A 23,939-nucleotide genomic window follows, 5' to 3' on the forward strand; every position below is an offset into this window, starting at 1 on the left:
ATGAACATTACAATTCTAGGATCAGGTTCGTGGGGGTCTGCTCTAGCAAAAGTCTTATCAGACAATCAACATAGTGTTACTATTTGGAGCATTGATCCTCAGGTGGTTGATGAGATTAATCAACAACATACCAACTCGCATTTTCTTAAAGAATTTGAGCTGAATGAGACTGTTAAATCAACGCTTGATTTAGTACAAGCCTTAAAGAAAGCAGAAGTCTTGCTTTTTGCAGTACCCACCCAAGCAATTCGTAAGGTTTCTAAAGAAGTAAATAAACTTTTAGTCAAAATGGAGCGACCTCCTTTAATTATTCATGTGTCTAAAGGACTTGAACAAAAAAGTCACTTGCGTATTTCTCAAGTGCTTCAAGAAGAGCTGACCACAGATCTTTACAGAGCTTTAGTCGTCTTATCCGGTCCTAGCCATGCGGAAGAGGTCGCACGCGAAGATCTTACATCCGTTACCGCGGCCAGTGAATCGCTAGAAGCTGCTGAAACTGTTCAAGAGCTCTTTATGAATAATTATTTCCGTGTATACACTAACACGGATGTGATAGGGGTTGAATTAGGCGCTGCCTTGAAAAACATTATTGCTTTAGGCGCAGGAATTCTTAATGGTTTAAACTACGGGGACAATGCTAAGGCCGGTTTAATTACACGGGGCTTGGCTGAAATATCGCGTTTGGGTATACGCTTAGGGGCAGACCCGCTAACTTTTCTTGGTTTAAGTGGAGTTGGAGACCTCATTGTAACTTGTACCAGCATTCATTCACGTAATTGGCAAGCTGGTAATTTTTTGGCTAAAGGCTTAACCGTTGAAGAAGTGACAGAAGAAGTCCAGATGGTGGTTGAGGGTATTTTTACTTGCCTGGCAGCTTATGAGTTGGCACAAGAATATCAAGTCGATATGCCAATTACTAATGGCCTCTATCAAGTTCTTTATCAAGGAGCGGATGTTAAAGAAGTGGTTAGTCAATTAATGAATCGCTCTGGCAAACAAGAAGCCTCTTTAGCCCAACACAATGAAGTGATCACCTCAGAGAAAGGAAGATAAGATGGAAGATACGATTGAAAAGACAATGATTAATGTCGATGTTGTGATAGTAGGCGCTGGCCCTGGAGGAATGACGGCAGCCCTATACGCTTCACGTGCCAATTTAAAAACAATTATTCTTGAGAAGGGTCTACCAGGAGGAGAAGTTAATAATACGGCTGATGTAGAGAACTATCCAGGTTTTTCTAAAATAGCCGGTCCAGAATTAGCTCATAAATTTTTTGAATCTGCTATGGAGTTTGGCGCGCAGCATTCAATGGAAACGGTGGTTGGAATTGAGTTACATGACCAAGTAAAACATGTCATTACCAGCAAGAACATCTATGTAGCACCTGTTGTCATTATTGCTACTGGATCTCAGCATAGAAAGTTAGATATTCCAGGGGAAAATCTTTTAAGTGGTAAAGGAGTTTCTTATTGTGCTGTTTGTGATGGCTTCTTTTTCCGTAACCGCCACTTAGTGGTTGTAGGAGGGGGAGATTCGGCTGTCGAAGAAGGAATTTACCTCACTCAGTTTGCTGATAAAGTAACCATTGTTCACCGTCGAGACAGTCTTAGAGCTCAACAGATATTACAAGAGCGTGCTTTCAAAAATGATAAAATTGACTTCATTTGGGATACGACTGTTGAAGAAGTTATAGGTGATCAATCCGTAGAAGGCGTGTTCTTACGAAATAGAAAAACCGGCGAACGCTACACATATCCTTGTGAGGGAGTCTTTATCTACATTGGCTTAGTGCCGAACTCTTCGTTGGTTAGCCATCTAGATATTACGGATGAAGAAGGATGGATTATCACCAACGAAAAAATGGAAACGCGGATTCCGGGCATTTTTGCTGTAGGAGATGTTCGCCAAACACATTTACGTCAAATTGCCACGTCTGTTGGCGACGGGAGTCATGCAGGCCATATGGCTTACCAATATATTCAAACCTTAGCAGACTAATTTTTATAATTAATCAGACTTAGCTATTTTTAAAGGTAAGTCTTTTTAAGAAATAACTAAAAACGTGGGAGATTAGTCAAATTTCTACTATTTTATCCCAATCATGATATAATAAATAACAATGAGAAAGGTGGCGAGAATATGCCTTGGCGTGAATTATATAAAAAATGGAAAAACAAAGAAAATCTTGACCAAGCGGTCAAGAAATCTCTAGAAGAACAAGCTGGCGATGAAACAAAAGATGCTTTTAATAATGTTTTAAGCTTTGGTACGGCAGGGATGCGCGGTATTATAGGAGCGGGCCCGAACCGAATGAATATTTATACAGTTAGACAAGCAACAGAAGGTTTAGCCATGTTAATCAATGAAGCAGGTCAAGAAGCAAAAGAGCGTGGTGTTGTTATTGCCTATGATTCGAGACACTATTCCCCCGAGTTTTCAATGGAAGCCGCTTTAGTCTTAGGTAAGCACGGAATTAAGGTTTATTTATATGAAAGCCTACGTCCAACACCTACCTTGTCCTTCGCTGTGCGTTATTTACATGCTTATGCGGGTATCATGGTAACGGCTAGTCACAATCCGGCAGAATATAATGGTTATAAGGTCTATGGTGAAGATGGCGGTCAAATGCCACCAGAAGATGCGGATAAGTTAACTCGGTTTGTACGGTCCATTGAAGATCCACTAGTCATTGAAGTAGGAAATAAGACGGAATTGTTAGGGTCAGGTAAAGTTGAAATTATTGGTGATCGTGTGGATCAAGCTTATCTAGCTGAGATTGCTAAAGTAACGATTGATTCTAATCTAATTGCTGAGATGGCAGAAGAAGTAAAAATTGTTTTTACTCCACTACACGGTACGGGAATGTATCTAGGGATGCAGGCTTTAGAACAAGCAGGGTTTTCTAACATCCATGTTGTTGAAGAGCAAGCAGAACCAGATGGAGGTTTTCCAACTCTTAAATCCCCTAATCCTGAATCGCCTGAATCATTTGACTTGGCTGAACAAATTGGGCGAAATATTGAAGCTGATATTCTTTTAGCAACAGATCCGGATGCTGATCGTTTAGGTGCGATGATTCGTACTCAAGAAGGAAATTATCAATTGCTATCAGGAAACCAAATCGCCTGCTTAATGTTGAATTATATGTTAAAAGCATACCAAGCCAAAGATCAATTACCTGAAAATGGTGTAATCATAAAATCGATTGTTTCAACAGATCTAGCAGAAGAAATTGCTAAAGCCTATAAGGTTGAGACGGTAGATGTTTTAACAGGTTTTAAATTTATTGCAGAAAAAATTAAACAGTACGAAGAATCAAAAGCGCACACCTTCATTATGGGCTTTGAGGAAAGTTTTGGCTATTTATTGAAGAGCTTTACACGTGATAAAGATGCTATTCAAGCCTTAGTAATGTTGGCTGAAATTACAGCCTTTTATAAAAAACAAAACAAAACCCTCGCACAAGCGCTAATGTCAATTTATGAAGAATATGGTTATTATAAAGAAAAAACTTTATCCATCTCTTTTACATCACTTGATGGAAAGCAAGAAATGGAAGCGTTAATGAATGAAACGCGGGCTAATCGCTTGACGGAGGTAGCTGGTATTCCTGTTGCCGAAGCCTACGATTATTTAAATAGTAATTTGATTTATGCAGATGGTAAACAATCCAGTCTTTCATATCCTAAATCCAATGTTTTAAAATATAAATTGAAAGACGGATCATGGATTGCCTTAAGACCAAGTGGCACAGAGCCAAAAATAAAATTATATATGGGCGCTAAAGCTGAAAGTGAACAGGCTGCAAATGACAAAATAGTGAGTTTAGAGGCCTTTTTGAATCAATTGATTAAGTAAGTTAAATCTCTGCTGAAATCTTTTTCTTTTTAAGAAAGTGGATTTCAGCAGCTTTTTTAGCTAAAAGATTCATAGATAGAGTAGAAATTAATTTGTGATATAATAGAGAGTAATAAATATTCACCAAGAAAAGAGGGAGACCATGTCAAATTTGGAATTAGTCATTATCACTGGGATGAGTGGTGCAGGCAAAACCGTTGCTGTTCAAAGTTTTGAAGACCTTGGATATTACTGCATCGATAATATGCCGCCAAGTCTTTTGCCAACCTTTTGGCAATTGATGCGAGAATCAGGTAAAATCACTAAAATCGCTATGGTAATTGATTTAAGAACACGGGAGTTTTTTGATGAGTTATCGGATATAATCGGTACGATGGATAATAATCAAGATGTTACTTCAAGAATTCTCTTTTTAGAAGCCAATGACCAAGAATTGGTTTCTCGTTATAAGGAGTCACGTAGACATCATCCATTATCACAAGCAAATGAAGTCTCAACATTGAGTGCGATTGCTAAAGAAAAAGAGTTATTACGCGATTTAAGAACGCGTGCTCAAATGATTGTAGACACTTCTGAAATGAAACCCAGACAACTAAGAGCTTATATTATGGAACATTTTGCTGAAAAGGAGCAAGTTACCTTTAGAATAGATGTAGTCTCTTTTGGTTTTAAGTATGGTCTTCCAATAGATGCAGATGTTGTCATGGATGTGCGTTTTTTACCTAACCCTTATTATATTCAAGATTTAAGAGGATTAACTGGAGTGGATAATGCGGTTTATGATTATGTTATGAGTCAACCGGAAAGTCAAATTTTTTATAATAAGCTAATCGACTTATTAAATTATTGTGTTCCTGGCTATAAACGCGAAGGCAAAAGTAGGGCTGTGATAGCGATTGGTTGTACAGGGGGGCAACACCGTTCAGTGGCCCTAGCTGAAAGAATTGGCGAACATTTTACTCGCATGAATTATTGTACAAATGTTAATCACCGTGATATGGCAAAAAACCAAAACCAAGTATTAAAGAAGGTTGCTAGAAATGAATCAGATGCATCAAGCTCGTTATAAAGTTGCGGTAATCGGTGGGGGAACCGGCTTGCCTGTAATTTTAAGAGGGCTAAAGAAATTAGATGCCAACATTACAGCAATCGTTACTGTTGCCGACGACGGAGGGTCATCTGGCGTTATTCGTGATTATATTAACGTTGTTCCACCGGGAGATATCCGTAACTGTATGTCAGCTCTTTCCGAAGCAGACCCAGTCTTACTTGAACTCTTTCAATATCGCTTTAACACGGATGATGATTTTTTAGCAGGCCATGCCATTGGAAATCTTTTGATTGCCGCTTTAAAGGAAATGAAAGGCTCACTGTCGGAAGCCATTGATATCTTATCGCAATTTATGAATATTAATGGTCAAATCCTACCAGCAGCTCCTGAACCATTAATTTTGCAAGCTTTATTTGAAGACGGAACGATTGCTGTTGGCGAGTCGAAAATAGCCCACCATCGTAAACGCATTCAAGAAGTTAATGTAATGACTATTGAAGGAAAACCTGCCGTTAAGGCTTCTTCAAGGGTTGTGGAAGCAATCATGGAAGCAGACTTAATTGTATTAGGTCCAGGCAGTTTGTATACTTCTATTTTGCCCAATTTAATGATTGATGAGATTGGACAAGCGATATCAAAAACCAATGCTCAGGTAGTTTATATTTGTAATATTATGACTCAATTAGGAGAAACAGAAAACTTTACGGATGCAGATCATATTGAAGTATTACATAATCATTTGGGAGTTCGATTTGTCGATACCGTTTTGGTTAATACTACAGAAGTTCCCAAAGAATATATTATCAATCAACCAAACAAAGAGTATCTGCTTCAAGTAAAACACGATTTCAATGGTTTGCGTCGTTTAGGATGTCGGGTTATATCTAGTGAGTTTTTAAGTATGAAAGAAGGCGGCGCTTATCATGATACGGATAAGGTTGTTGAAGAATTAGGGCACTTATTGAATAGTGTGCGTTTGCTTGATAAAAATAGTTCTGATTCAAATAAGCACTCAGTTTTATAAATGGACTAAATGTTGGTTAAGGAGAGAGTAGGATGACATTTGCAGCAGAAGTAAAAAAAGAATGTACATTATTAGAAGTTCACAAAGAGCATGCCAAAGCAGAATTAGCGGCATTGATCCGCATGAATGGTGCGGTTTCTATTTATCAACAAAAGCTAATTTTAAATGTACAAAGTGAAAATGCTGCAATCGCAAGAAGGTTATATACCTTACTCAAGGACTACTTTGATGCTGAAAGCGAACTGATTGTTCGGCGCAAAATGAAATTAAAAAAGAACAATGTCTATATTGTGCGCTGTCTTTATCATGTACAAGAAATTTTAGAAGATTTAGAAATTTTTGATCAATTAAGCCTCATCTCAAGAGTGGCTCCCGAAATAATGCAAAACGACCCAAAGAAGCGCTCTTATTTGCGAGGAGCCTTTTTAGCGGGAGGCTCGGTGAATAATCCGGAGTCAAACTCTTATCATTTAGAAATATACTCGAGTTATGAGGATCATAATGAAGATCTTTGTAAAATGATGAATGATTTTCATTTAAATGCAAAAACAATTGCTCGTAGAAACGGATATATCACCTACTTAAAAGAGGCAGAGAAAATCGCTGACTTTTTAGTAATTATTGGAGCCAATCGAGCAGTCTTAAAATTTGAAGATGTGCGGATTGTTAGGGATATGAGGAATTCAGTTAATCGCTTAGTTAATTGTGAAAACGCTAATCTTAATAAAGTAATTGATGCTTCGCAAAAACAAATTGCAGCTATTAAACGAATTGAAGCCAAAAAAGGATTGTCCTCTTTACCGGAAAAATTAGAAGAAATGGCACGTTTTCGTATTGAAAATCCAGATATGAGCTTAAGAGAGTTGGGAGAGCAAATTCCTAACGGACCTATTTCGAAATCGGGAGTTAATCATCGGTTGAGAAAAATTGTTGAATTGGCCGAAAAAATCTAAATAATATATTTGCTTAGCACTTTTAAACTTCTTTTTTGGTATTTAATATTAACACCATTAAGGAGGAATTATATGAATCAAGTAACTTTTGTTGGTAGATTATGTCGAGACATACAGTTAAAAGAGGTTGGCGATTCAGCGGCTGTTACTAATAATGTCATTGCAATCAAACGTCCTTTTCGCGATCGTAATGGTGAATCAGTGACTGACTTTATTCCTTTCGTCGCTTGGAACGGTTTGGCAAAATTGATTCACAAGTATGCATGCAAGGGGCAACGCATTGCTTTATCAGGAATGATGCAAAGTCGCAGCTATCTCAACGCTGAAAAAGAAGAAATTTATGTTATTGAATGTAATGCCAGCGAAATTACTCTCTTGGACAAGCCGAAATCTAAGGCGGTTTCTAATCAAGAGATGGAGATGAAGGCGGAAGATATGCAGGTGTCCCAAGAAACGATTCAGCAAGTGTTAAATGATATTTCAAATTGATTAGCTGTTTTAAAAAAGTTGCCGAGCAAATACTTGCTCGGTTTTTTGTTTTTATAAAATAATAAGCCGAAAAACTATAATTGTTATATACTACCTTGGACTGAGTGGAGAAGACCTAGTGTCTCTTATAATAAGATTTGTGTATAATAGAAAAAACAGTAGGTTCTTAAAAAGGGGGAAGCTAAATGAAAATATTAATGATTGAGGATAATGAATCCGTTTGTGAAATGATGGGGATGTTCTTTGAAAAAGAAAATTTTGAAGCAAGCTTTCATGGTGATGGAAAAGAAGGATTTGAAGCCTATCGGACGCAACCTAACATTTGGGACATTGTTATTCTGGATTTAAATCTACCTTCTATGGATGGAATGACCATTTGTCGCAAAATTAGACAGATTTCTAAAGAGACGCCTATTATTATGCTAACTGCTCAAGATTCTGAAAGCGACCAAGTGATTGGTTTAGAAATGGGCGCGGATGATTATGTAACCAAACCCTTCAGTCCCTTGACGTTATTAGCGAGGATGAAAGCTCTGCATCGAAGAGCTCAAGTAGTTTCAGCTGATGCAGCTGTTAAAGAAGAAAATGAGTTTGATATTGAAACAAAAACTGTCAAAATCAATACTTCTACACGTGAAGCTTACTATCACGATAAAAAAATAGAGAGTTTAACACCTAAGGAATTTGATTTATTTGTAATGTTTGCTCAGCATCCTAAGCGAGTGTTTACCAGAGAGCAATTACTCAAGAGTATTTGGGAAGATCCCTTTTTTGGTGATGAAAGAACAGTAGATGCACACATAAAAAAATTAAGACAAAAAATAGAGCGTTATGGTTCCCAGTTGATTCAAACAGTTTGGGGAGTTGGTTATAAATTTGAAGAACTAGGTGATTAATTATGAAGTTCTTATGGCAGCAAATAATTGTTTTCTTAATAGTATTATTGACTGCCCTAACGGTTTCTGCATACCGTATTTCCGATTATATGGAAAAGAAGATCTATGAGGATCGTGAATTGCAGCTCTTGCGTTATGGTGAAAATATAGTTGATAATTATTTTTCGAGAGAAGATTTGGTTCGTGCATCCCAGTTACTGTCAAGTGAAAAAATAATTATCCAAGTGAATTTGTCCGATGGACGAATAATTTATCCTACTTATGATCAGCGCTTTGGTTCGAAGTTGAGTAAAGAAGATCTGGAACAGATTGCTAAGGGTGGAAATGTTGGTTTACGCTACTCACAAAGATACGTAGACCCAGACACGCAGTTACAAATGGCAACGGTCTACATTCCTTTGAAAGAAAATCAAGTAGCAGGTTTTCCTCCAGGTTTTATTAGTTTAGGGGCACCACTAGAAGATTTAGAAGAAAAAGTGACGGCCATGCAAGAAAAAGTATTATTTGCTTATTTATTAGCAGGTATTGCAGGCTTAGGGATGAGTGTTCTCTTTTCAATCTATCAGACTAATAAGTTAAAACAGCTGCGAAAAGCCAGTCAAGAAATTGCCTCTGGAAATTATGAAATTAAGGTGAATACCAAAGGTCAGGATGAATTTGCTGATTTATCTAAAGATTTTCAAAAGATGGCAGATTCTCTTGTTCAATATGAGTCGGAAGTTGAAAGACAAGAGACATTAAGGAAACAATTCATGATGGATGTGGCTCACGAAATGCGAACCCCTCTAACAACCATGAGTGGATTATTAGAAGGTTTACGTTACGATATGATTCCTGAAAATCAAGTGGATCGCAGTTTGGAACTCATCCACTCTGAAACGCAGCGCTTGACACGTTTAGTTAATGAAAATTTAGATTATGAACGAATACGTAACAAACAAATCAGCCTAAATAAAGTTTCTATCAATACCGAAGTTTTATTTGAAAATATAAAAACCCAATTACAAGTAAAAGCTAAAGAAAAGAATGATCAATTAGTTAGTCAAATTGCACCAGATTTCACTTTATGGGCAGACTATGATCGTATTACTCAAGTTTTGATTAATTTAGTAACCAATGCCATTCAATTTTCGCAAGATAGTGAGATTGTTTTAGAAGCTAAAATGGTAGACGCAGGTTCTCAAATAAAAGTGATCGATCATGGTATTGGGATTGACACCGATCAGATTCGTTCCATATGGGAAAGGTTTTATAAAGTTGATGTTTCAAGAAAAAACACAAAGTTTGGGGAATCTGGCATCGGTTTGGCTGTTGTCAAATCCTTGGTTGAAGCTCATAATGGGAAAATAGAAGTTGAGAGCGAACTCAATAAAGGGTCAGTTTTTATAATAACGTTGCCACGTCAAAACAAATAAGCTATAATGTACCCTTGTTAATGATAACTAACAAAACTGACATGATAAGGAGGACTATCGAGTGGGGAAAACTTTAAAAGGCATAATATCTATTGCTCTTATTTTAGGTTTAGTAGGAGTCATTACTTTGAACGCTTACGTAAATTCAAATTCAAAAGCTAATCTTGTTCAAAAGCCTAACCAAGAATTCACCAACATTTTGGACGATATTCAATCTCAAATTGATGAGCTATATTATGATGAAAACCAAGATTTCTTAAAAGAATCATTCCAAGTGGAAATGATAGACCCAATTAAAAAGAATATTAATAAGTTGAATGAATCAACGACTGTTAAGAATCAATATCTTGATCAGTTGAAAGAAATTGAAAAACGTTTCCAAGCACAAAATGAGGTCAATGACTTCTTTGCAGGAACCAAAGATGCTATCCGTGGAAATGAAGTGAATGAAGATTTAATGATCCGCGAAGGGCTCACTAAAGAAAAAGTGCTCAAGGTAAAAGAAGAATATTACTATGAAGAAATTGGAATTGATGAGCAGACTTCGGATTCAAATCAAGAAGTAGAATTAGATGCTTTTCAAAAGGCGATTAATCTTCTGATTGATCAAGTGGAAGAAAGTGTTGTTGAAGGTGATGAACTTTTAGAACTTTTCAAAGATGTAGAAAAAATTGATATCGTTGATGGTAATATTGGTAAAATAGCACAAGCTATGCGCAAATTCGATCAGCGATTATTAGAAGTCAAAGATTCACTTCCTTCTCTGTATAAAACAATGAATAAAAAAGCGGATACTTATACCCATAAAGTGATTAAAGAAGTGGCAAAAATAGCTAAAGATGTGCCACAATACTATCAACTCTTAGTTAGCTCTTTGGAACCATCTGAGCGTTTAAGTCAAGCTCTTGAAGATAATAAGGAACTTTTCGAAGGATCAGAGAAAACAACGGTTGAAGTAGTTGAAACAACTCAAAAGATAGCTGAAACTGTTGAGACTTCTAACGATTATTATTACGAGGAACCAGAAAACTCATGGACTAATCCAGAGCCAACACCTCCAAGTACAACTGTTCGACCAGGAACATCTGAACCAGTTGAATCGACACAAGTAATCGAGACATCTGAAGTTAATGACGATAATTATTACTAATATGCCTTTGATTTTTAATTAAGAAAAGCACTTCACCTTCAATTCATGCCTTTTATTAAAAGGTTATTTATTGGAAGTTGGAGTGCTTTTATTAAAATAATTGGATATAAGAAATAAGGAGGAAAGATATGGATGTTTTATGCTTTATCGCCCATGATCAGCTAGCAAATTCTTCTAGCCAGCAATTTTTATTAGCTAGTGGCCAAGCGCTCACCCAAACAGACTACGTTGATTTAACGGCTGAGTGGCAAGACAAAGTTTTTTTTGATTCCAAACAAGAGCTTTTAAGAATGGCTGATTATGAGCGTATTTTATTTCAATTTCCTCTGTATTGGTATCAAGCACCGGCTATCTTAAAGGTTTGGATGGACCAAGTGTTTAATGATCAATTAAACTTTAAACAGACAGTGAAAATTTTACAAGATAAAGAATTTGGAATTGTATTAACGGTAGGTTCTAGACTCGAAAGTTTTCAACCAGGTGAACGAGCGGGAGTTAGTTTAGTGGACTTAATGTCACCTTATTATGCTTGGGCAAACGATTTTGCTATGAAGTATCGTCCACCTTTTATTATTTCACAATTTCATTATTTAACAGAAGAAGAAAAATATCATTTAATGATTGATTACGTGACTTATTTAAAAACAGGTCGACTTTATTTACTAGAAGATAAGGTGAATGTTTTGTTAGAAGAACTTGATCGACTAAAATTAAATTTAGACCCGCTTGATCAGCATATATATGACCAATTTATTCAGAAATTAATTGACCAAGCAGACGAGCTAAAAGAATTAGAACTTTTTGATGAGGAGTAGTAAAGATAATATGCAAAAAGCAAAGATGTTCCAAGTTCCTATTGAAAAATGGGTAGAAAGTTGCAAAGATTATCCAAGTCGTGCTGTTTTAAAGGTAGCTTTAGCTGTTTTGAAAGAGCAAGAGAAGAGGATTGAACAAAATAGAGACCAATTAGATGCTAATGCATGGAGTCCCAAAGCTTGGTCTTAGATAGGCTTGCAAGATAGTAGAATAGACTTTATACTAAAACGAAAGAACGAGTGGGAGTGAATGTGATGTCAATAATTGAAGATTTAAAGTGGCGAGGCGCTATCAATCAACAAACAGATGCAGAGGGTTTAGAGAAGCTATTATCTAAAAAAACGATTGCCTTATACTGCGGAGTAGATCCAACGGGGGATTCTATGCATATTGGGCATTTAATTCCTTTTATGGTTTTAAAGCGGTTTCAATTAGCCGGTCACCAACCGATTGTCTTGATTGGAGGGGCAACAGGATCGATTGGCGATCCTTCAGGTCGAACCAGTGAAAGAAGCTTACAAACAATGGAAGTAGTCCAAAAAAATGCTCAGAAGCTGACACAACAAATGGAAAAACTGTTCTTAAAAGGGGATTCGGCTGATAATACTTTCAAAATAATGAATAATTATGATTGGTTAAGTAAACTCTCTTTATTAGAATTTCTGAGAGATTATGGTAAACACTTTAATGTTAATACGATGTTGGCTAAGGATGTTGTAGCCAGTCGACTTGAGAATGGAATTTCATTTACTGAATTTTCCTACCAAATTCTTCAATCCGTTGATTTTCATTACCTCTTCCAAACACAAAATGTTCAATTACAAGTCGGTGGTGGTGACCAGTGGGGAAATATTACAGCAGGTTTAGACTTTATCCGTCGTATGGAAGGAACAGAAGCAGAGGCCTATGGTTTAACTATTCCTTTAATGCTTAAGTCAGACGGTACTAAATTTGGCAAATCAGCAGGAGGAGAAACTGTTTGGTTAGATCCAGAAAAGACGACTCCTTATGAATTTTATCAATTCTGGCTTAATCAAGCAGATGATGATGTTGTTAAATATTTAAAATATTTCACTTTCCTCGAGCAATCAGAAATTGAAGCTTTAGAAAAAGAAGTGGCTGAACAACCGCATTTAAGAAAGGGACAACGTCGTTTAGCTGAGGAAATCACACGGTTTGTGCATGGTCAAGAAGCTTTAGAAGAAGCCGAAAAAATTACTCACGCTCTGTTTACCGGTAATGTGGGTAATCTAACTACTCAACAAATTGAAGCAGGATTTAAAAATATGCCGCATGCACTAGCGAATAAAGAAGCAATGAATATTGTAATCTGGCTAGTGGAGACAGGGATCGTTCAGTCCAGAAGACAAGCCAGAGAATTTGTTAGCAACGGTGCTATATTAATTAATGGCACAAAAGTAACTGATTTGGATTATGAAATCAGTCAAAAAGATGCCATTGGAGACCGTTATATTATTGTCAGACGCGGGAAAAAACACTATACACTGGTCACTTTAAAATAGCGGTTGGTTCAAAACATCCTTAGAAAATTTCTAAGGATGTTTTTATCTGTTCAAATGTTTCAATAAGGTTACAAGTCTTATACGATTCAACGAAAACGCCCTTTTTTGATGTTTAATGTGTTAATATCATTCTTGTTAAGAGAAAAGTATCAATAGATATATTTAAATAAAAGTTCAAAGAGGAGCTAATAAGAATGAAAATCAAATTTTCTAAGAAGCTATTAACGACATTATTAACTTCATCAATTATACTTTCATCAGTTAGTAGTTTACCAATCTATGCTCAAGATATTGAGGGTATTAATGCAAACATTGATTATCAAGTAAATAATTTAAATGCTGAACAAACTCAGCTATATGCTCAGTTAGTAAATTCATACAATCAAATTGAAACAATTAAAGAAGAGGCTGAGCAACTTCAAAATTCGATTTCAGACGATAACCAAACAATTGAATTATTAAACCAAGAAATTGAAGAACTACAAGAAATGATTGACAAGCGTCAAGAGTTAATTGCTGAACAAGCGGTTGCTATTCAAGAAAAAGGTGGAACTACCAACTACCTAAATATTTTAGCATCTTCAGAATCACTTTCTGATTTCGTTGGACGAATGGATGTAATTATCAAGCTGGTTTCTTCTAATAAGGATTTATTAAATAGTCAAAAAGAAGACATGGCAAGTGTTGAAGCTAAAAAAGTAGCGACTGAAAAAGCTAAAGCAACAAAAGTTGATAAAATGATCAGCTTAGAAGCATTAAAAGGTGATTTAGAAGTTGAAACAGCTTCAGCAGAATTAGCTTACGCAGAATTAACTAGACAAGCAGAATTAGCTGAAGAAAACCGTCTAGCTCTAGAAGCAGAAGCAGCGGCCTTTGAAGCGGCAACTCAAGTAGCAATTATTGAGAACACACAAGCAGTTGAAGAAGCAGTTGTTGAATCTAGTGAAGATGTTGTAACTTCAGAAGTAGCACCATTAGAAACAATTGAAACATCTCAAGAGACTACACAAACAGCAGAAGTTTCATATGAAGTAGTTGCTTCACTAGAGACAATTGAAAGTGAAGAAGCAGTTGTTACAACTCAAGCAGTAGAAACAAGTTTAGAGCCTATTGAGACAACACAAGCTATCGAAACCACTGTTGCGCCAGTTGAAACAACACAAGTTGTTGAAACGAGTCTTGAGCCATTAGAAACAACAGCGGTTGAAGTGATTGCAACCACTGCAGAAGTAATCGAAGAAGTCCAAGCGCCAGACTTGTCTTATAATACTGGATCATTAATCGGAAATGCTGAAAAATATATTGGTATCCCTTATGTATGGGGAGGTAAATCTCCAGCAGGATTTGACTGTTCAGGGTTTGTTCAATATGTTTTCAAAGAGACCTATGGTATGGAAATTGGTGGATGGACTGGTGCTCAAGAAAATGCGGGCACTAGAATTTCAATAGACCAAGCACAAGCAGGTGACTTATACTTCTGGGGTAGTCCTGGAGGAACTTACCACGTTGCTTTAGCAACTGGTGGAGGAAATTATATTCATGCTTCTCAACCAGGCACACCTTTAGGTTACTCAAACATTTCAACATTTACCCCATCGTTTGCGGTAAGAGTCTTATAAAAATTAATGAGAGTCAGGAAACTGACTCTTTTTTTATACAATCATTTAATTAAGCAAAAGACTGCTTCTAATCTATGATATAATATGAGAGATAATTTATTTGAAAGGGGCACTCATCCGTGACCGAACAAAAAACTTTTTATATTTCAACACCGATTTATTATCCCAGTGGTAAATTGCATATAGGAAATGCTTATTCCACTCTAGCTGCTGATACCATGTCACGCTATAAGCGTTTAATGGGTTACGATGTTTTCTTTGTAACTGGAACTGATGAACATGGTCAAAAGATTGAACAAAAAGCTGAGGAATTAAATTTAGAGCCCAAAGCATATGTTGATGAAATGGCTGAAGAAATTCAAAAGCTTTGGCAAAAACTAGAAATAACCAATGATCATTTTATTCGTACTACTGACGACTATCATGTTCAAGCGGTTCAAAAGATTTTTGACCAATTATTAGAACAAGGCGATATTTATTTGGGTGAATATTCAGGTTGGTATTCAGTCAGTGATGAGGAGTATTTTACCGAAACGCAGCTAGCGGAAGTCTTTAAAGATGAAAAGGGTAATGTCGTGGGAGGAATTGCTCCTTCCGGCCATGAAGTAGAGCTAGTAAAAGAAGAATCTTATTTCTTTAAATTAGCCAAATATACGGATCGGTTAATTGAATATTACGAATCCGATGATCAAGTGATTTTACCTGAATTTCGAAAAAATGAAATGATTAATAACTTTATCAAACCTGGTTTAGAAGACTTAGCAGTATCAAGGACCTCCTTCAGTTGGGGAATCCCAGTGAAGACAAATCCTAAACATGTTGTTTATGTATGGATTGATGCACTATCTAATTATATCACCTCTTTAGGTTATGGTAGCGATAATGATGAAGCTTTTAAAAAGTTTTGGCCTGCAGATATTCACGTCTTAGGCAAAGATATTTCGCGCTTCCATATGATTTATTGGCCCGCCTTATTAATGGCTTTAGATCTTCCTTTACCGAAACGTATTTATGCCCATGGTTGGATTGTTATGAAAGATGGCAAGATGTCTAAATCCAAAGGGAATGTGATTTACCCAGAGATTTTGATTGAACGATATGGTCTTGATGCGACTCGTTACTATCTTTTAAGAGGGATGAGTTTGGGGAGTGATTCTGTATTTACACCAGAAGACTTCGTTAAAAGCATCAATACTGAATTAGCCAATGACTTAGGAAACTTGCTCAACCGTACTGTTGCGATGATTAATAAATACTTCCAAGGTGCAGTACCTAACAAGCAAGTTTTGCAGTCACAAAATGATTTGGATAAAGAGTTCACTAATTATTTAACAGATCATTTAGAAGCATACCATGAAAAAATGGAATTAATGGCTTTTGATAAAGCGATTGACGCCTTAATGGCGATTGTTTCTAGATCTAACAAGTATATTGATCAAACTGAACCTTGGAATTTAGCAAAAGACTCACAATTAACAGATCGTTTAGCCATTGTAATGTTCCATTTGGCAGAAAGCTTACGCATCATCGGTCATTTATTAAGACCTTTTATGACACAGGCTCCATTGGAAATCTTCAAACAATTGGGTGTTGAGGAAGAAATAAACGCTAATTTAAGCGATCTAGTTTTTGGTCAATTTGCAGAAAATGCGCAGGTAATTAAAAAAGGTGTTCCTATCTTTCCTCGTTTGGAAGTGGAAGAAGAGATTACTTATTTACAAGAAGCCATGTCTCTTGAAAGTCAAAAGGATATTTCTTCAGCTAATTTAACAGTATCTGATCCTGACTGGGACCCGGAAGCAATTCAGTTAAGCTATGCTGAAACGGCAGAAGTAGCATTTGATGATTTTATTCAAACTGAAATTAAAGTAGCAGAAGTTATTGATGTCGACGAAGTAGAAGGCTCCAATAAGTTGTTACGCTTTAGACTGGATGCAGGTGACCAAGGTCATCGTCAAATCTTATCGGGTATTAAAAAATACTATCCGGATTTCAAAGAGTTAATTGGCAGAAAAGTCTTGGTTGTGGCAAATCTTAAACCGAGAAAGATGATGGGTCATATTAGTCAAGGTATGATTTTATCTGCTGAAAGTGGCAAAGATTTACATTTAGTTTTTGCCCCAGATCAAGCCAAAAATGGTTCACTGATTGGGTAAAAAGAATAAAAAGGACAAGTATTCGCACTTGTCCTTTTTATGTTTAATGAGCCTATCTGTTTGAAAAGAACGAGTTATGTTAAAATAACAAAAGATTGGAGAGGAAAAAATGAAATTATTTGATACACACACTCATCTAAATGTCTCCCAATTTCATGGGAAAGAAGAAGAATATTTACAAAGAGCTAAAGAAGCAGGCGTCGGTTTTTTAGCAGTTGTTGGTTTTGATCGTCCTACCATCGAGCGCAGTCTAACGCTTAGCCAAGAGCATAAGCATTTGATTAGTGTGGTAGGTTGTCATCCCACCGAAACCATTTATTATGATCAAGCTTTTGAAGACGATTTACATAAGTGGTTAGAATTAGATCGTGTCAAAATGTTAGGTGAAATAGGTTTGGATTATCATTGGGATACCTCTCCCAAAGATATTCAAACTAAAGTCTTTAGAAGGCAAATAGCCATTGCCAAGGAACATAATCTACCAATTACTATTCATAATCGCGAAGCAACCAAAGATTGTTACCGAATTCTTAAGGAAGAAGGGCTTCCAGCAGCTGGGGGAATTATGCACTCTTTTGGAGAAGGACCTGAGGAGGCGAAGCGCTTTTTAGATTTAGGTATGCACTTATCTTTTAGTGGGGTGGTCACTTTTAAAAAGACGGAAGATGTCCGTCAAGCTGCGGCCGTTACACCACTAGATAAACTATTGATCGAAACAGATGCTCCTTACTTAGCCCCTGTTCCAATGAGAGGAAAGCAAAACGAACCAGCTTTCGTTAAGTATGTAGCGGAAAAGTTGGCTGAAGTTAGAAACCTTTCCGTCGAAGAAGTTGCCCGGATAACAAGTGAAAACGCCTTTAAGCTATTTAATTGGCAACCAGAAGAGGAAGCTTAATGAAAGAAATAGAAGTGCCCACCGAAGTGGTGGTAGTAGAAGGTCGATCTGATACCCAACGTCTTAATCAGATTTTTGGCCCAAGTATTAAAGTGATTGAAACCAATGGGTCGGCCATTGATCAAGAAATCCTCAGCCGAATTGAAGAAGCTAATAAGCAATTTGGCGTAATAGTCTTTACTGATCCTGATTATCCTGGCGAGCGCATTCGCAGAATTATTCGTACTCAAATTCCAAGCGTTAAAGAAGCTTTTTTAAGTCAAGAAGCTGCAAATTCACACCGTAAAAAAGATTCTTTGGGAATTGAACATGCCAGTGCAGCCGATATTCAAGCAGCCTTAAGTAAAGTAACAAAGATGTCGCCTCAAAAAGAATTAAAACCGATACCCATGGCAGAACTGGTGGCTATGGGTCTAGCTGGAACAGAGCAAGCCAATGTTTTAAGGCAGACAGTAGCTAATCATTTTAATTTAGGACACGTTAACGCTAAGCAGTTACAAAAGCAATTGGCTAAGTACCAAGTAAGTCGTCAAGAGATACTAGCTTATTTAAAAAGGAGGGAAGAAAGTGAATAAAGATATTGATCATAAACTAATAGCAACACCCAGTCGTACAAGTTCGATTATGAAGCAGTATGATATAAAAATGAAGAAAAGTTTAGGGCAAAACTTTTTAGTAGAGCCTCAAATTCTACAAAGGTTAGTAGAAGTAGCAGAGATTGATTCAGAAACAACCGTTATCGAAATAGGTCCAGGAATAGGTGCTCTGACAGAGTTTTTGGCCTTATCTGCTAAGAAAGTGTTGGCATTTGAAATAGATCAACGTTTTGTAAATATTCTTCAAGATACCCTATCTCCCTATGAAAACGTTGAAGTTATTCATCGAGACATTTTAAAAGTTGATTTTAGTCAATCAGATTATGCTTACTTACACCAAAGTAAACGCTTAGTGGTGGTCGCTAATTTACCTTATTATATTACGACGCCTATCATTATGCATTTACTAGCTAGCCAGTTGTCCTTTGATTCTTTAGTCATGATGATGCAAAAGGAAGTAGCTGAGCGCATGACTGCGCAAGTAGGAACCAAAGCTTATAATTCACTAACAGTGGCTATTCAGCTTCAAATGAAAGCGGAATTAGCATTTATTGTCCCTCCCACTGTTTTTATGCCCAGACCCAATGTCGATTCTGCTGTGTTAAAATTAACGAGCTTAGAAAATCCATCTCACAACTTTAAAAACAGTAGGTCATTTCAACAGTTTGTTCAAGCTTGCTTTAAACAACGTAGAAAAACCCTGTGGAATAATTTAAAAGTTTATTATCCCAATCAAGAAGCAACTTACTTAGAAAGTTGCTTTGCTAAGGCGGATATTTCACCTAGCCGTCGCGCTGAAACATTAAATTTGGATGAGTTTATCAAGCTTTTTAACATTTTAAGTGAAAGAAATTGATAGAATAATTGTTAGACGATAATACATTGCAAGTTATTCTTACTTATGTTATATTGTAAAATTTAAGAATTTGTGATATAATATGGTATGAGGTGATAAGATGCCAAAAGACCTGATTGAAATCAAGTCAATGCTTGATGGAAGAGTTGGAGAAGAGATTGTTGTAACTGTTCAAATGGGGCGTAAGAAGAAACGAGAGCGTCGTGGAACACTTGCTGAAACTTATCGGTCAATTTTTATTGTTGACTTAGATGAGGAAGACAATGTGGATCGTGTATCATTTTCTTATCGAGACATATTAACTAATGCGGTTGAAATCGAATTTTAAACTTTCAAGTTTTAAAGAGGCTTACTTGTTATTGAGTAAGGCTCTTTCTTATTTTGTGATGCAAGCTATGGTATAATTAATTGTATATCTTATGGAGGTGTCGCTCTTGAAAATGATTGTTGGTCTCGGTAACCCAGGTGAACGTTATGCCAATACGCGACATAACGCTGGCTTTGAAGCAATCGATCGTTTAGTAGATAAAGAAGGCTTAAACTTTACTGATCAAAAATTTGATGCAGATTTTACCATTTGGCGGAATCAATCAGATAAGATTTTATTAGTTAAACCCTTTACCTATATGAATAATTCGGGACAAGCTGTTTTACCCTTAATGTCTTATTATGGTATTGCGGTAGAGGATTTAATAGTAGTCTATGACGATTTAGATCTCGAACCAGGTCGTATTCGCCTTCGTGAAAAAGGTTCTGCCGGTGGGCATAATGGCATGAAATCGATTATTCATATGCTTGGAACGAATGACTTTAAGCGTATAAGAGTTGGGATTGGCCGTCCACAAGCAGGTTGGAAGGTCATTGATCATGTTTTAGCTCCTTTTGATAAGGACAGCTTACCACTTGTTACTCAAGCAATTGATCATGCAGCGAATGCTTTAACAGACTGGGTTGGTGGAAAACCTTACAGTGAAGTAATGAATTTTTATAATAGAAAATAATCATGGAGTAAGGATATCCCTGCTTCATGTTTTTGTGTTGGATGTATAAGGAGAGATTTGATGTTAGATAAGTTGCAAACGGCAGTCTTTGATCAAAGTATAAATACTATAAATACTATAAATAAAGCAAATAATTCTAATCTTCCTCATTTAGTGACGGGTCTAGATGGTAGTGGGAAAGCAATATATATCGCTAAACTATATCAAGAGGCTCCGAGTCAAATGATTATACTGGAAAGCAATCCGAATCACTTAATCCAAATGTTTGAAGATCTTTCCAGCTTGCTACCTAATGTCGCTATATATTCTTTTCCTGCGGAAGAGAGTTTGGCGCTAGAATATTCTACAGCTTCTCTAGAAGGTCGGGCGCAAAGAGTAGAATGTTTACAAGCCTTATTGAGTAAAGAGCCTGTTATTGCTTTAACCAATGTGTCTGGTATTCGTAAGCGACTTTCGCCAGTTGAAGATTGGTTAGCCAACCAATTGGAATTGACGATTGGTTATGAGATTGAAAGAGAAGACTTAGAAAATATTTTATTTGAACTAGGTTATCAAAAAGTAGCAATGGTTATGACCCCCGGGGAGTTCTCTGTAAGGGGGAGTATCATTGACTTTTATCCTCTAACCGCTCCCTCTCCTATTCGCTTAGATTTCTTTGATGTGGAACTCGATTCTATCCGTTACTTTGATGCAGAAAGCCAAGTTTCAAAGAAAAACCTTCAAACGATAAAGATTGAACCTGCTACTGATGTGCTATTTACTAAAAAACAACAAGAAAGTATTAAAGAGCAATTGGATGAAGCAATTAAGAAGGCGAGTAAAAAAATCAAAGATGAAGAGATGAAACAAAAGCTAAAGCAATTTATGGGTGAGCAGCTTGAAGGTTTAAACCATAATCAAACACTTGATAAGAGCCAAGCTTTTTTATCTTTTTACGATCCTAAAGGGCATTCCCTTTTGGATTATATGCATGTTTCAGGGCGTTTAGTAGTCAATGAGTTCTCAAAAATTCATCAAGAAGAAATCCAATTAATTGAGCATGATCAATTTTGGTTGGAACAGGAGACCTTAAAGGGTCATCTATTTCCCAATCAACCATTAAAGTTATCAGCATTCGATCAAATTAATCAAAGTAAGCATGCAGTCATCTTCTTTGATTTGATTCAAAAGAGTATGGGCAAGCAGGCATTAGCTAGTATTCATCATTTTTCTTACCGGACAATGAATGCCTTTTATCATCAGATGCCATTAATAAAAGCAGAGATAGATCATTGGTTGAATCAAAATCAAAATATTCAAATTATTGTTGAATCAAAAAAGCGGGCCGAAAAGGTGCGGCAACTATTTGCTGAATATCAAATTGATCCGATACATATCCAAGAACAAGATGATTTTCTGCCAGGCCAGGTAAACCTGCTCATTGGAAACCTAAGCCATGGCTTCGAGTTACCAAATGATAAATGGGTTTTACTGACTGAAAAAGAATTGTTTAATCGTATGAAGAAGAAAGTGATTAAACAACAAAAACTTTCTAATGCTGAGCGAATAAAATCTTATAATGAACTGGAAACTGGCGATTACGTGGTCCATATTAATCATGGGATTGGCCGCTATACTGGAATGGAAACCATGGAAATTGCTGGTTCCCATCGTGATTTACTAGTTATTGAATACCAAAATAACGCCAAAGTGATGGTGCCCATTGACCAATTGCATCTTATTCAAAAATATGTTGCCTCTGGTGAAGCTAAAACACCTAAAATTCATCGTTTAGGTGGTACAGAATGGACGAAAACTAAGCAAAAAGTTTCAAGTAAAATTGAAGATATTGCGGATGAGTTGATTGAACTCTATGCTAAACGTGAAAAAGACAAGGGCTTTGCCTTTAGTGAAGATAGTCCTGAACAGCAAGAGTTCGAAAATGCTTTTCCTTATGTAGAAACGCCTGACCAGCTACAATCAGCTTCAGAAATAAAGAAAGATATGGAAAAAGAAAGACCGATGGATCGCTTATTAATTGGGGATGTTGGTTATGGAAAAACTGAGGTAGCCATGCGAGCCATTTTTAAGGCGGTGATGGATGGTAAGCAAGTAGCCTTCTTGGTGCCAACAACTATATTGGCTCAACAACATTACAATTCATTGATTGAACGATTCGCTGATTATCCATTCAATATCAGGATGCTTAGTCGTTTTGTGACCAAGACTAATCAAAAAGAGACAATCAAAGACTTAAAGGTAGGCGCTTGTCAAATTGTAGTGGGAACTCACCGGATTTTATCGAAAGATATTGAATTTTTAGATTTAGGCTTATTAGTCGTCGATGAGGAACAGCGTTTTGGTGTGAAACATAAAGAGCGATTGAAGCAATTAAGATCGCAAGTGGATGTTTTAACATTAACAGCTACTCCAATACCTCGAACTCTTCATATGTCGATGATTGGAGTGAGAGATTTATCTGTGATTGAAACACCGCCGAGTAATCGTTATCCTGTCCAGACCTATGTAATGGAACGGAATGAAGGGGCCATTAAATCTGCCTTGGAACGTGAGATTGCTCGCGGAGGACAGGCCTTTTATCTTTATAATCGTGTAGCTACTATCTATCATCGTGCAGAAGAACTCGCTCAATTAGTTCCTGAGGCACGTGTTGCGGTTGCTCACGGTCAAATGAGTGAAATTGAATTAGAAAATGTTCTATATGACTTTGTTCAAGGAGACTATGACTTATTAGTGACGACTACTATTATTGAAACGGGAGTCGATATTCCTAATGCCAACACTTTATTTATTGACCATGCAGATAAAATGGGCTTATCCACTCTTTACCAATTAAGAGGAAGAGTGGGGCGAACCAATCGACTCGCTTATGCTTATTTAATGTATGATCCTATGAAGCAATTAAGTGAAGTCAGTGAAAAACGACTGAATGCCATTCGTGAATTCACCGAATTGGGATCTGGTTTTAAAATTGCTATGCGCGACCTTTCAATTCGTGGAGCAGGCAATCTTTTAGGGGCACAACAATCTGGCTTTATCGATTCCATCGGGTTTGATTTATATTCTCAATTATTGAAAGAAGCGGTCGACAAAAAGCAAGGTAAAGAAAACCAACAGGCAGTATTCAATCAAAGTGATACTGAAATTGACTTAGCCATTGATGCCTATCTACCTGCTAGTTATATTGAAGATGACCGCCAAAAAATTGCAGCTTATAAAGCTATCCAACGAATTGATTCCTTTGATTCTTATCGCGAGGTTCAAGATCAATTAATTGATCGCTACGGTGAATACCCTGACCAAGTAGCTGACTTATTAGATATCGCTTTACTCCGGTATTTAGCTAGTCAAACGGGCATGCTTACTATTAAAAGGCAGCACCAATATGTCGTTTTGACTTTCAGCGAAGAAGCCACACAATTTTTCTATGGCCCTAATATTTATCAAGCCCTGCAGGATGTTCAAGCAAGAGAAACAGTCACTAAACCTAAAGATCGAATGCTGGTTAAATTGACCATTCAAGGAAAAGAGAGTTATGAAATTTTAAGTCTCTTAAAGAAATTATTAGAGCAAGCCTATCAAATTAAGCAAAATTATCAACAGCGTCAAAAAGATTTAAATCATGCACTAAAGTAAAAAG

21 protein-coding genes are annotated in these 23,939 nt (G+C 36.7%); all 21 read left to right on the forward strand.

The window, feature by feature from the left end:
• Entirely contained in the window at positions 1-1,053 is a 1,053-nt protein-coding gene (locus ACQV2S_RS02270) for an NAD(P)H-dependent glycerol-3-phosphate dehydrogenase (protein ID WP_428884956.1), read from the forward strand.
• Between the two features lies 1 nt (position 1,054).
• On the forward strand, positions 1,055-1,999 hold the full coding sequence (gene trxB, locus ACQV2S_RS02275; RefSeq protein ID WP_428875179.1) for a thioredoxin-disulfide reductase: 945 nt from the start codon (positions 1,055-1,057) through the stop codon (positions 1,997-1,999).
• 141 nt (positions 2,000-2,140) lie between these two features.
• On the forward strand, positions 2,141-3,859 hold the full coding sequence (locus tag ACQV2S_RS02280) for a phospho-sugar mutase (protein ID WP_428875180.1): 1,719 nt from the start codon (positions 2,141-2,143) through the stop codon (positions 3,857-3,859).
• A 142-nt stretch (positions 3,860-4,001) separates the two neighbouring features.
• Positions 4,002-4,928, forward strand: coding sequence for an RNase adapter RapZ (rapZ, locus tag ACQV2S_RS02285; RefSeq protein ID WP_428873188.1), 927 nt, complete (start codon positions 4,002-4,004; stop codon positions 4,926-4,928).
• On the forward strand, positions 4,900-5,934 hold the full coding sequence (locus tag ACQV2S_RS02290; RefSeq protein ID WP_428884957.1) for a gluconeogenesis factor YvcK family protein: 1,035 nt from the start codon (positions 4,900-4,902) through the stop codon (positions 5,932-5,934). The genes rapZ and ACQV2S_RS02290 overlap by 29 nt, the downstream gene beginning before the upstream one ends.
• Positions 5,935-5,966: 32 nt before the next feature.
• Complete coding sequence (whiA, locus tag ACQV2S_RS02295) at positions 5,967-6,887, forward strand: DNA-binding protein WhiA (RefSeq protein ID WP_428884958.1); 921 nt, start codon at positions 5,967-5,969, stop codon at positions 6,885-6,887.
• Between the two features lie 72 nt (positions 6,888-6,959).
• The gene (locus ACQV2S_RS02300) at positions 6,960-7,376 is read left to right on the forward strand and encodes a single-stranded DNA-binding protein (protein ID WP_428873191.1); all 417 of its coding nucleotides are present in this window, start codon (positions 6,960-6,962) and stop codon (positions 7,374-7,376) included.
• 185 nt (positions 7,377-7,561) lie between these two features.
• Positions 7,562-8,272 (forward strand): response regulator transcription factor, encoded by a 711-nt coding sequence (locus ACQV2S_RS02305; protein ID WP_428873193.1) that lies wholly within the window; start codon positions 7,562-7,564, stop codon positions 8,270-8,272.
• Between the two features lie 2 nt (positions 8,273-8,274).
• A complete protein-coding gene (locus ACQV2S_RS02310; RefSeq protein ID WP_428873194.1) occupies positions 8,275-9,687 on the forward strand; it encodes an ATP-binding protein in 1,413 nt (470 codons plus the stop codon).
• Between the two features lie 61 nt (positions 9,688-9,748).
• Entirely contained in the window at positions 9,749-10,837 is a 1,089-nt protein-coding gene (locus ACQV2S_RS02315; RefSeq protein WP_428884959.1) for a hypothetical protein, read from the forward strand.
• Positions 10,838-10,965: 128 nt separating this feature from the next.
• A complete protein-coding gene (locus tag ACQV2S_RS02320) occupies positions 10,966-11,652 on the forward strand; it encodes an NAD(P)H-dependent oxidoreductase (RefSeq protein WP_428884960.1) in 687 nt (228 codons plus the stop codon).
• Positions 11,653-11,662: 10 nt separating this feature from the next.
• Positions 11,663-11,842, forward strand: a complete 180-nt coding sequence (locus ACQV2S_RS02325) for a hypothetical protein (RefSeq protein ID WP_428875182.1) — start codon at positions 11,663-11,665, stop codon at positions 11,840-11,842.
• A 65-nt stretch (positions 11,843-11,907) separates the two neighbouring features.
• A complete protein-coding gene (tyrS, locus tag ACQV2S_RS02330) occupies positions 11,908-13,176 on the forward strand; it encodes a tyrosine--tRNA ligase (protein ID WP_428884961.1) in 1,269 nt (422 codons plus the stop codon).
• 194 nt (positions 13,177-13,370) lie between these two features.
• Complete coding sequence (locus tag ACQV2S_RS02335) at positions 13,371-14,795, forward strand: NlpC/P60 family protein (protein ID WP_428873201.1); 1,425 nt, start codon at positions 13,371-13,373, stop codon at positions 14,793-14,795.
• Positions 14,796-14,914: 119 nt separating this feature from the next.
• On the forward strand, positions 14,915-16,951 hold the full coding sequence (metG, locus tag ACQV2S_RS02340) for a methionine--tRNA ligase (protein ID WP_428875184.1): 2,037 nt from the start codon (positions 14,915-14,917) through the stop codon (positions 16,949-16,951).
• Between the two features lie 109 nt (positions 16,952-17,060).
• Positions 17,061-17,846 carry a TatD family hydrolase gene (locus ACQV2S_RS02345; protein ID WP_428884962.1) on the forward strand — a complete coding sequence of 262 codons (786 nt, stop codon included), beginning with the start codon at positions 17,061-17,063 and terminating at the stop codon, positions 17,844-17,846.
• Complete coding sequence (gene rnmV, locus ACQV2S_RS02350) at positions 17,846-18,421, forward strand: ribonuclease M5 (protein WP_428873205.1); 576 nt, start codon at positions 17,846-17,848, stop codon at positions 18,419-18,421. Before ACQV2S_RS02345 ends, rnmV begins: the two co-directional genes overlap by 1 nt.
• 49 nt (positions 18,422-18,470) lie before the next feature.
• A complete protein-coding gene (gene rsmA, locus ACQV2S_RS02355; protein WP_428884973.1) occupies positions 18,471-19,298 on the forward strand; it encodes a 16S rRNA (adenine(1518)-N(6)/adenine(1519)-N(6))-dimethyltransferase RsmA in 828 nt (275 codons plus the stop codon).
• Between the two features lie 100 nt (positions 19,299-19,398).
• On the forward strand, positions 19,399-19,626 hold the full coding sequence (locus ACQV2S_RS02360; protein ID WP_428873206.1) for a Veg family protein: 228 nt from the start codon (positions 19,399-19,401) through the stop codon (positions 19,624-19,626).
• Positions 19,627-19,732: 106 nt separating this feature from the next.
• The gene (gene pth, locus ACQV2S_RS02365) at positions 19,733-20,299 is read left to right on the forward strand and encodes an aminoacyl-tRNA hydrolase (RefSeq protein ID WP_428873208.1); all 567 of its coding nucleotides are present in this window, start codon (positions 19,733-19,735) and stop codon (positions 20,297-20,299) included.
• Between the two features lie 60 nt (positions 20,300-20,359).
• A complete protein-coding gene (gene mfd / locus ACQV2S_RS02370) occupies positions 20,360-23,935 on the forward strand; it encodes a transcription-repair coupling factor (RefSeq protein WP_428884963.1) in 3,576 nt (1,191 codons plus the stop codon).
• Positions 23,936-23,939 lie beyond the last annotated feature (4 nt).

The organism is Facklamia sp. P13064 (genome assembly GCF_050409425.1).
In the GTDB taxonomy this organism is placed as follows: domain Bacteria; phylum Bacillota; class Bacilli; order Lactobacillales; family Aerococcaceae; genus Facklamia.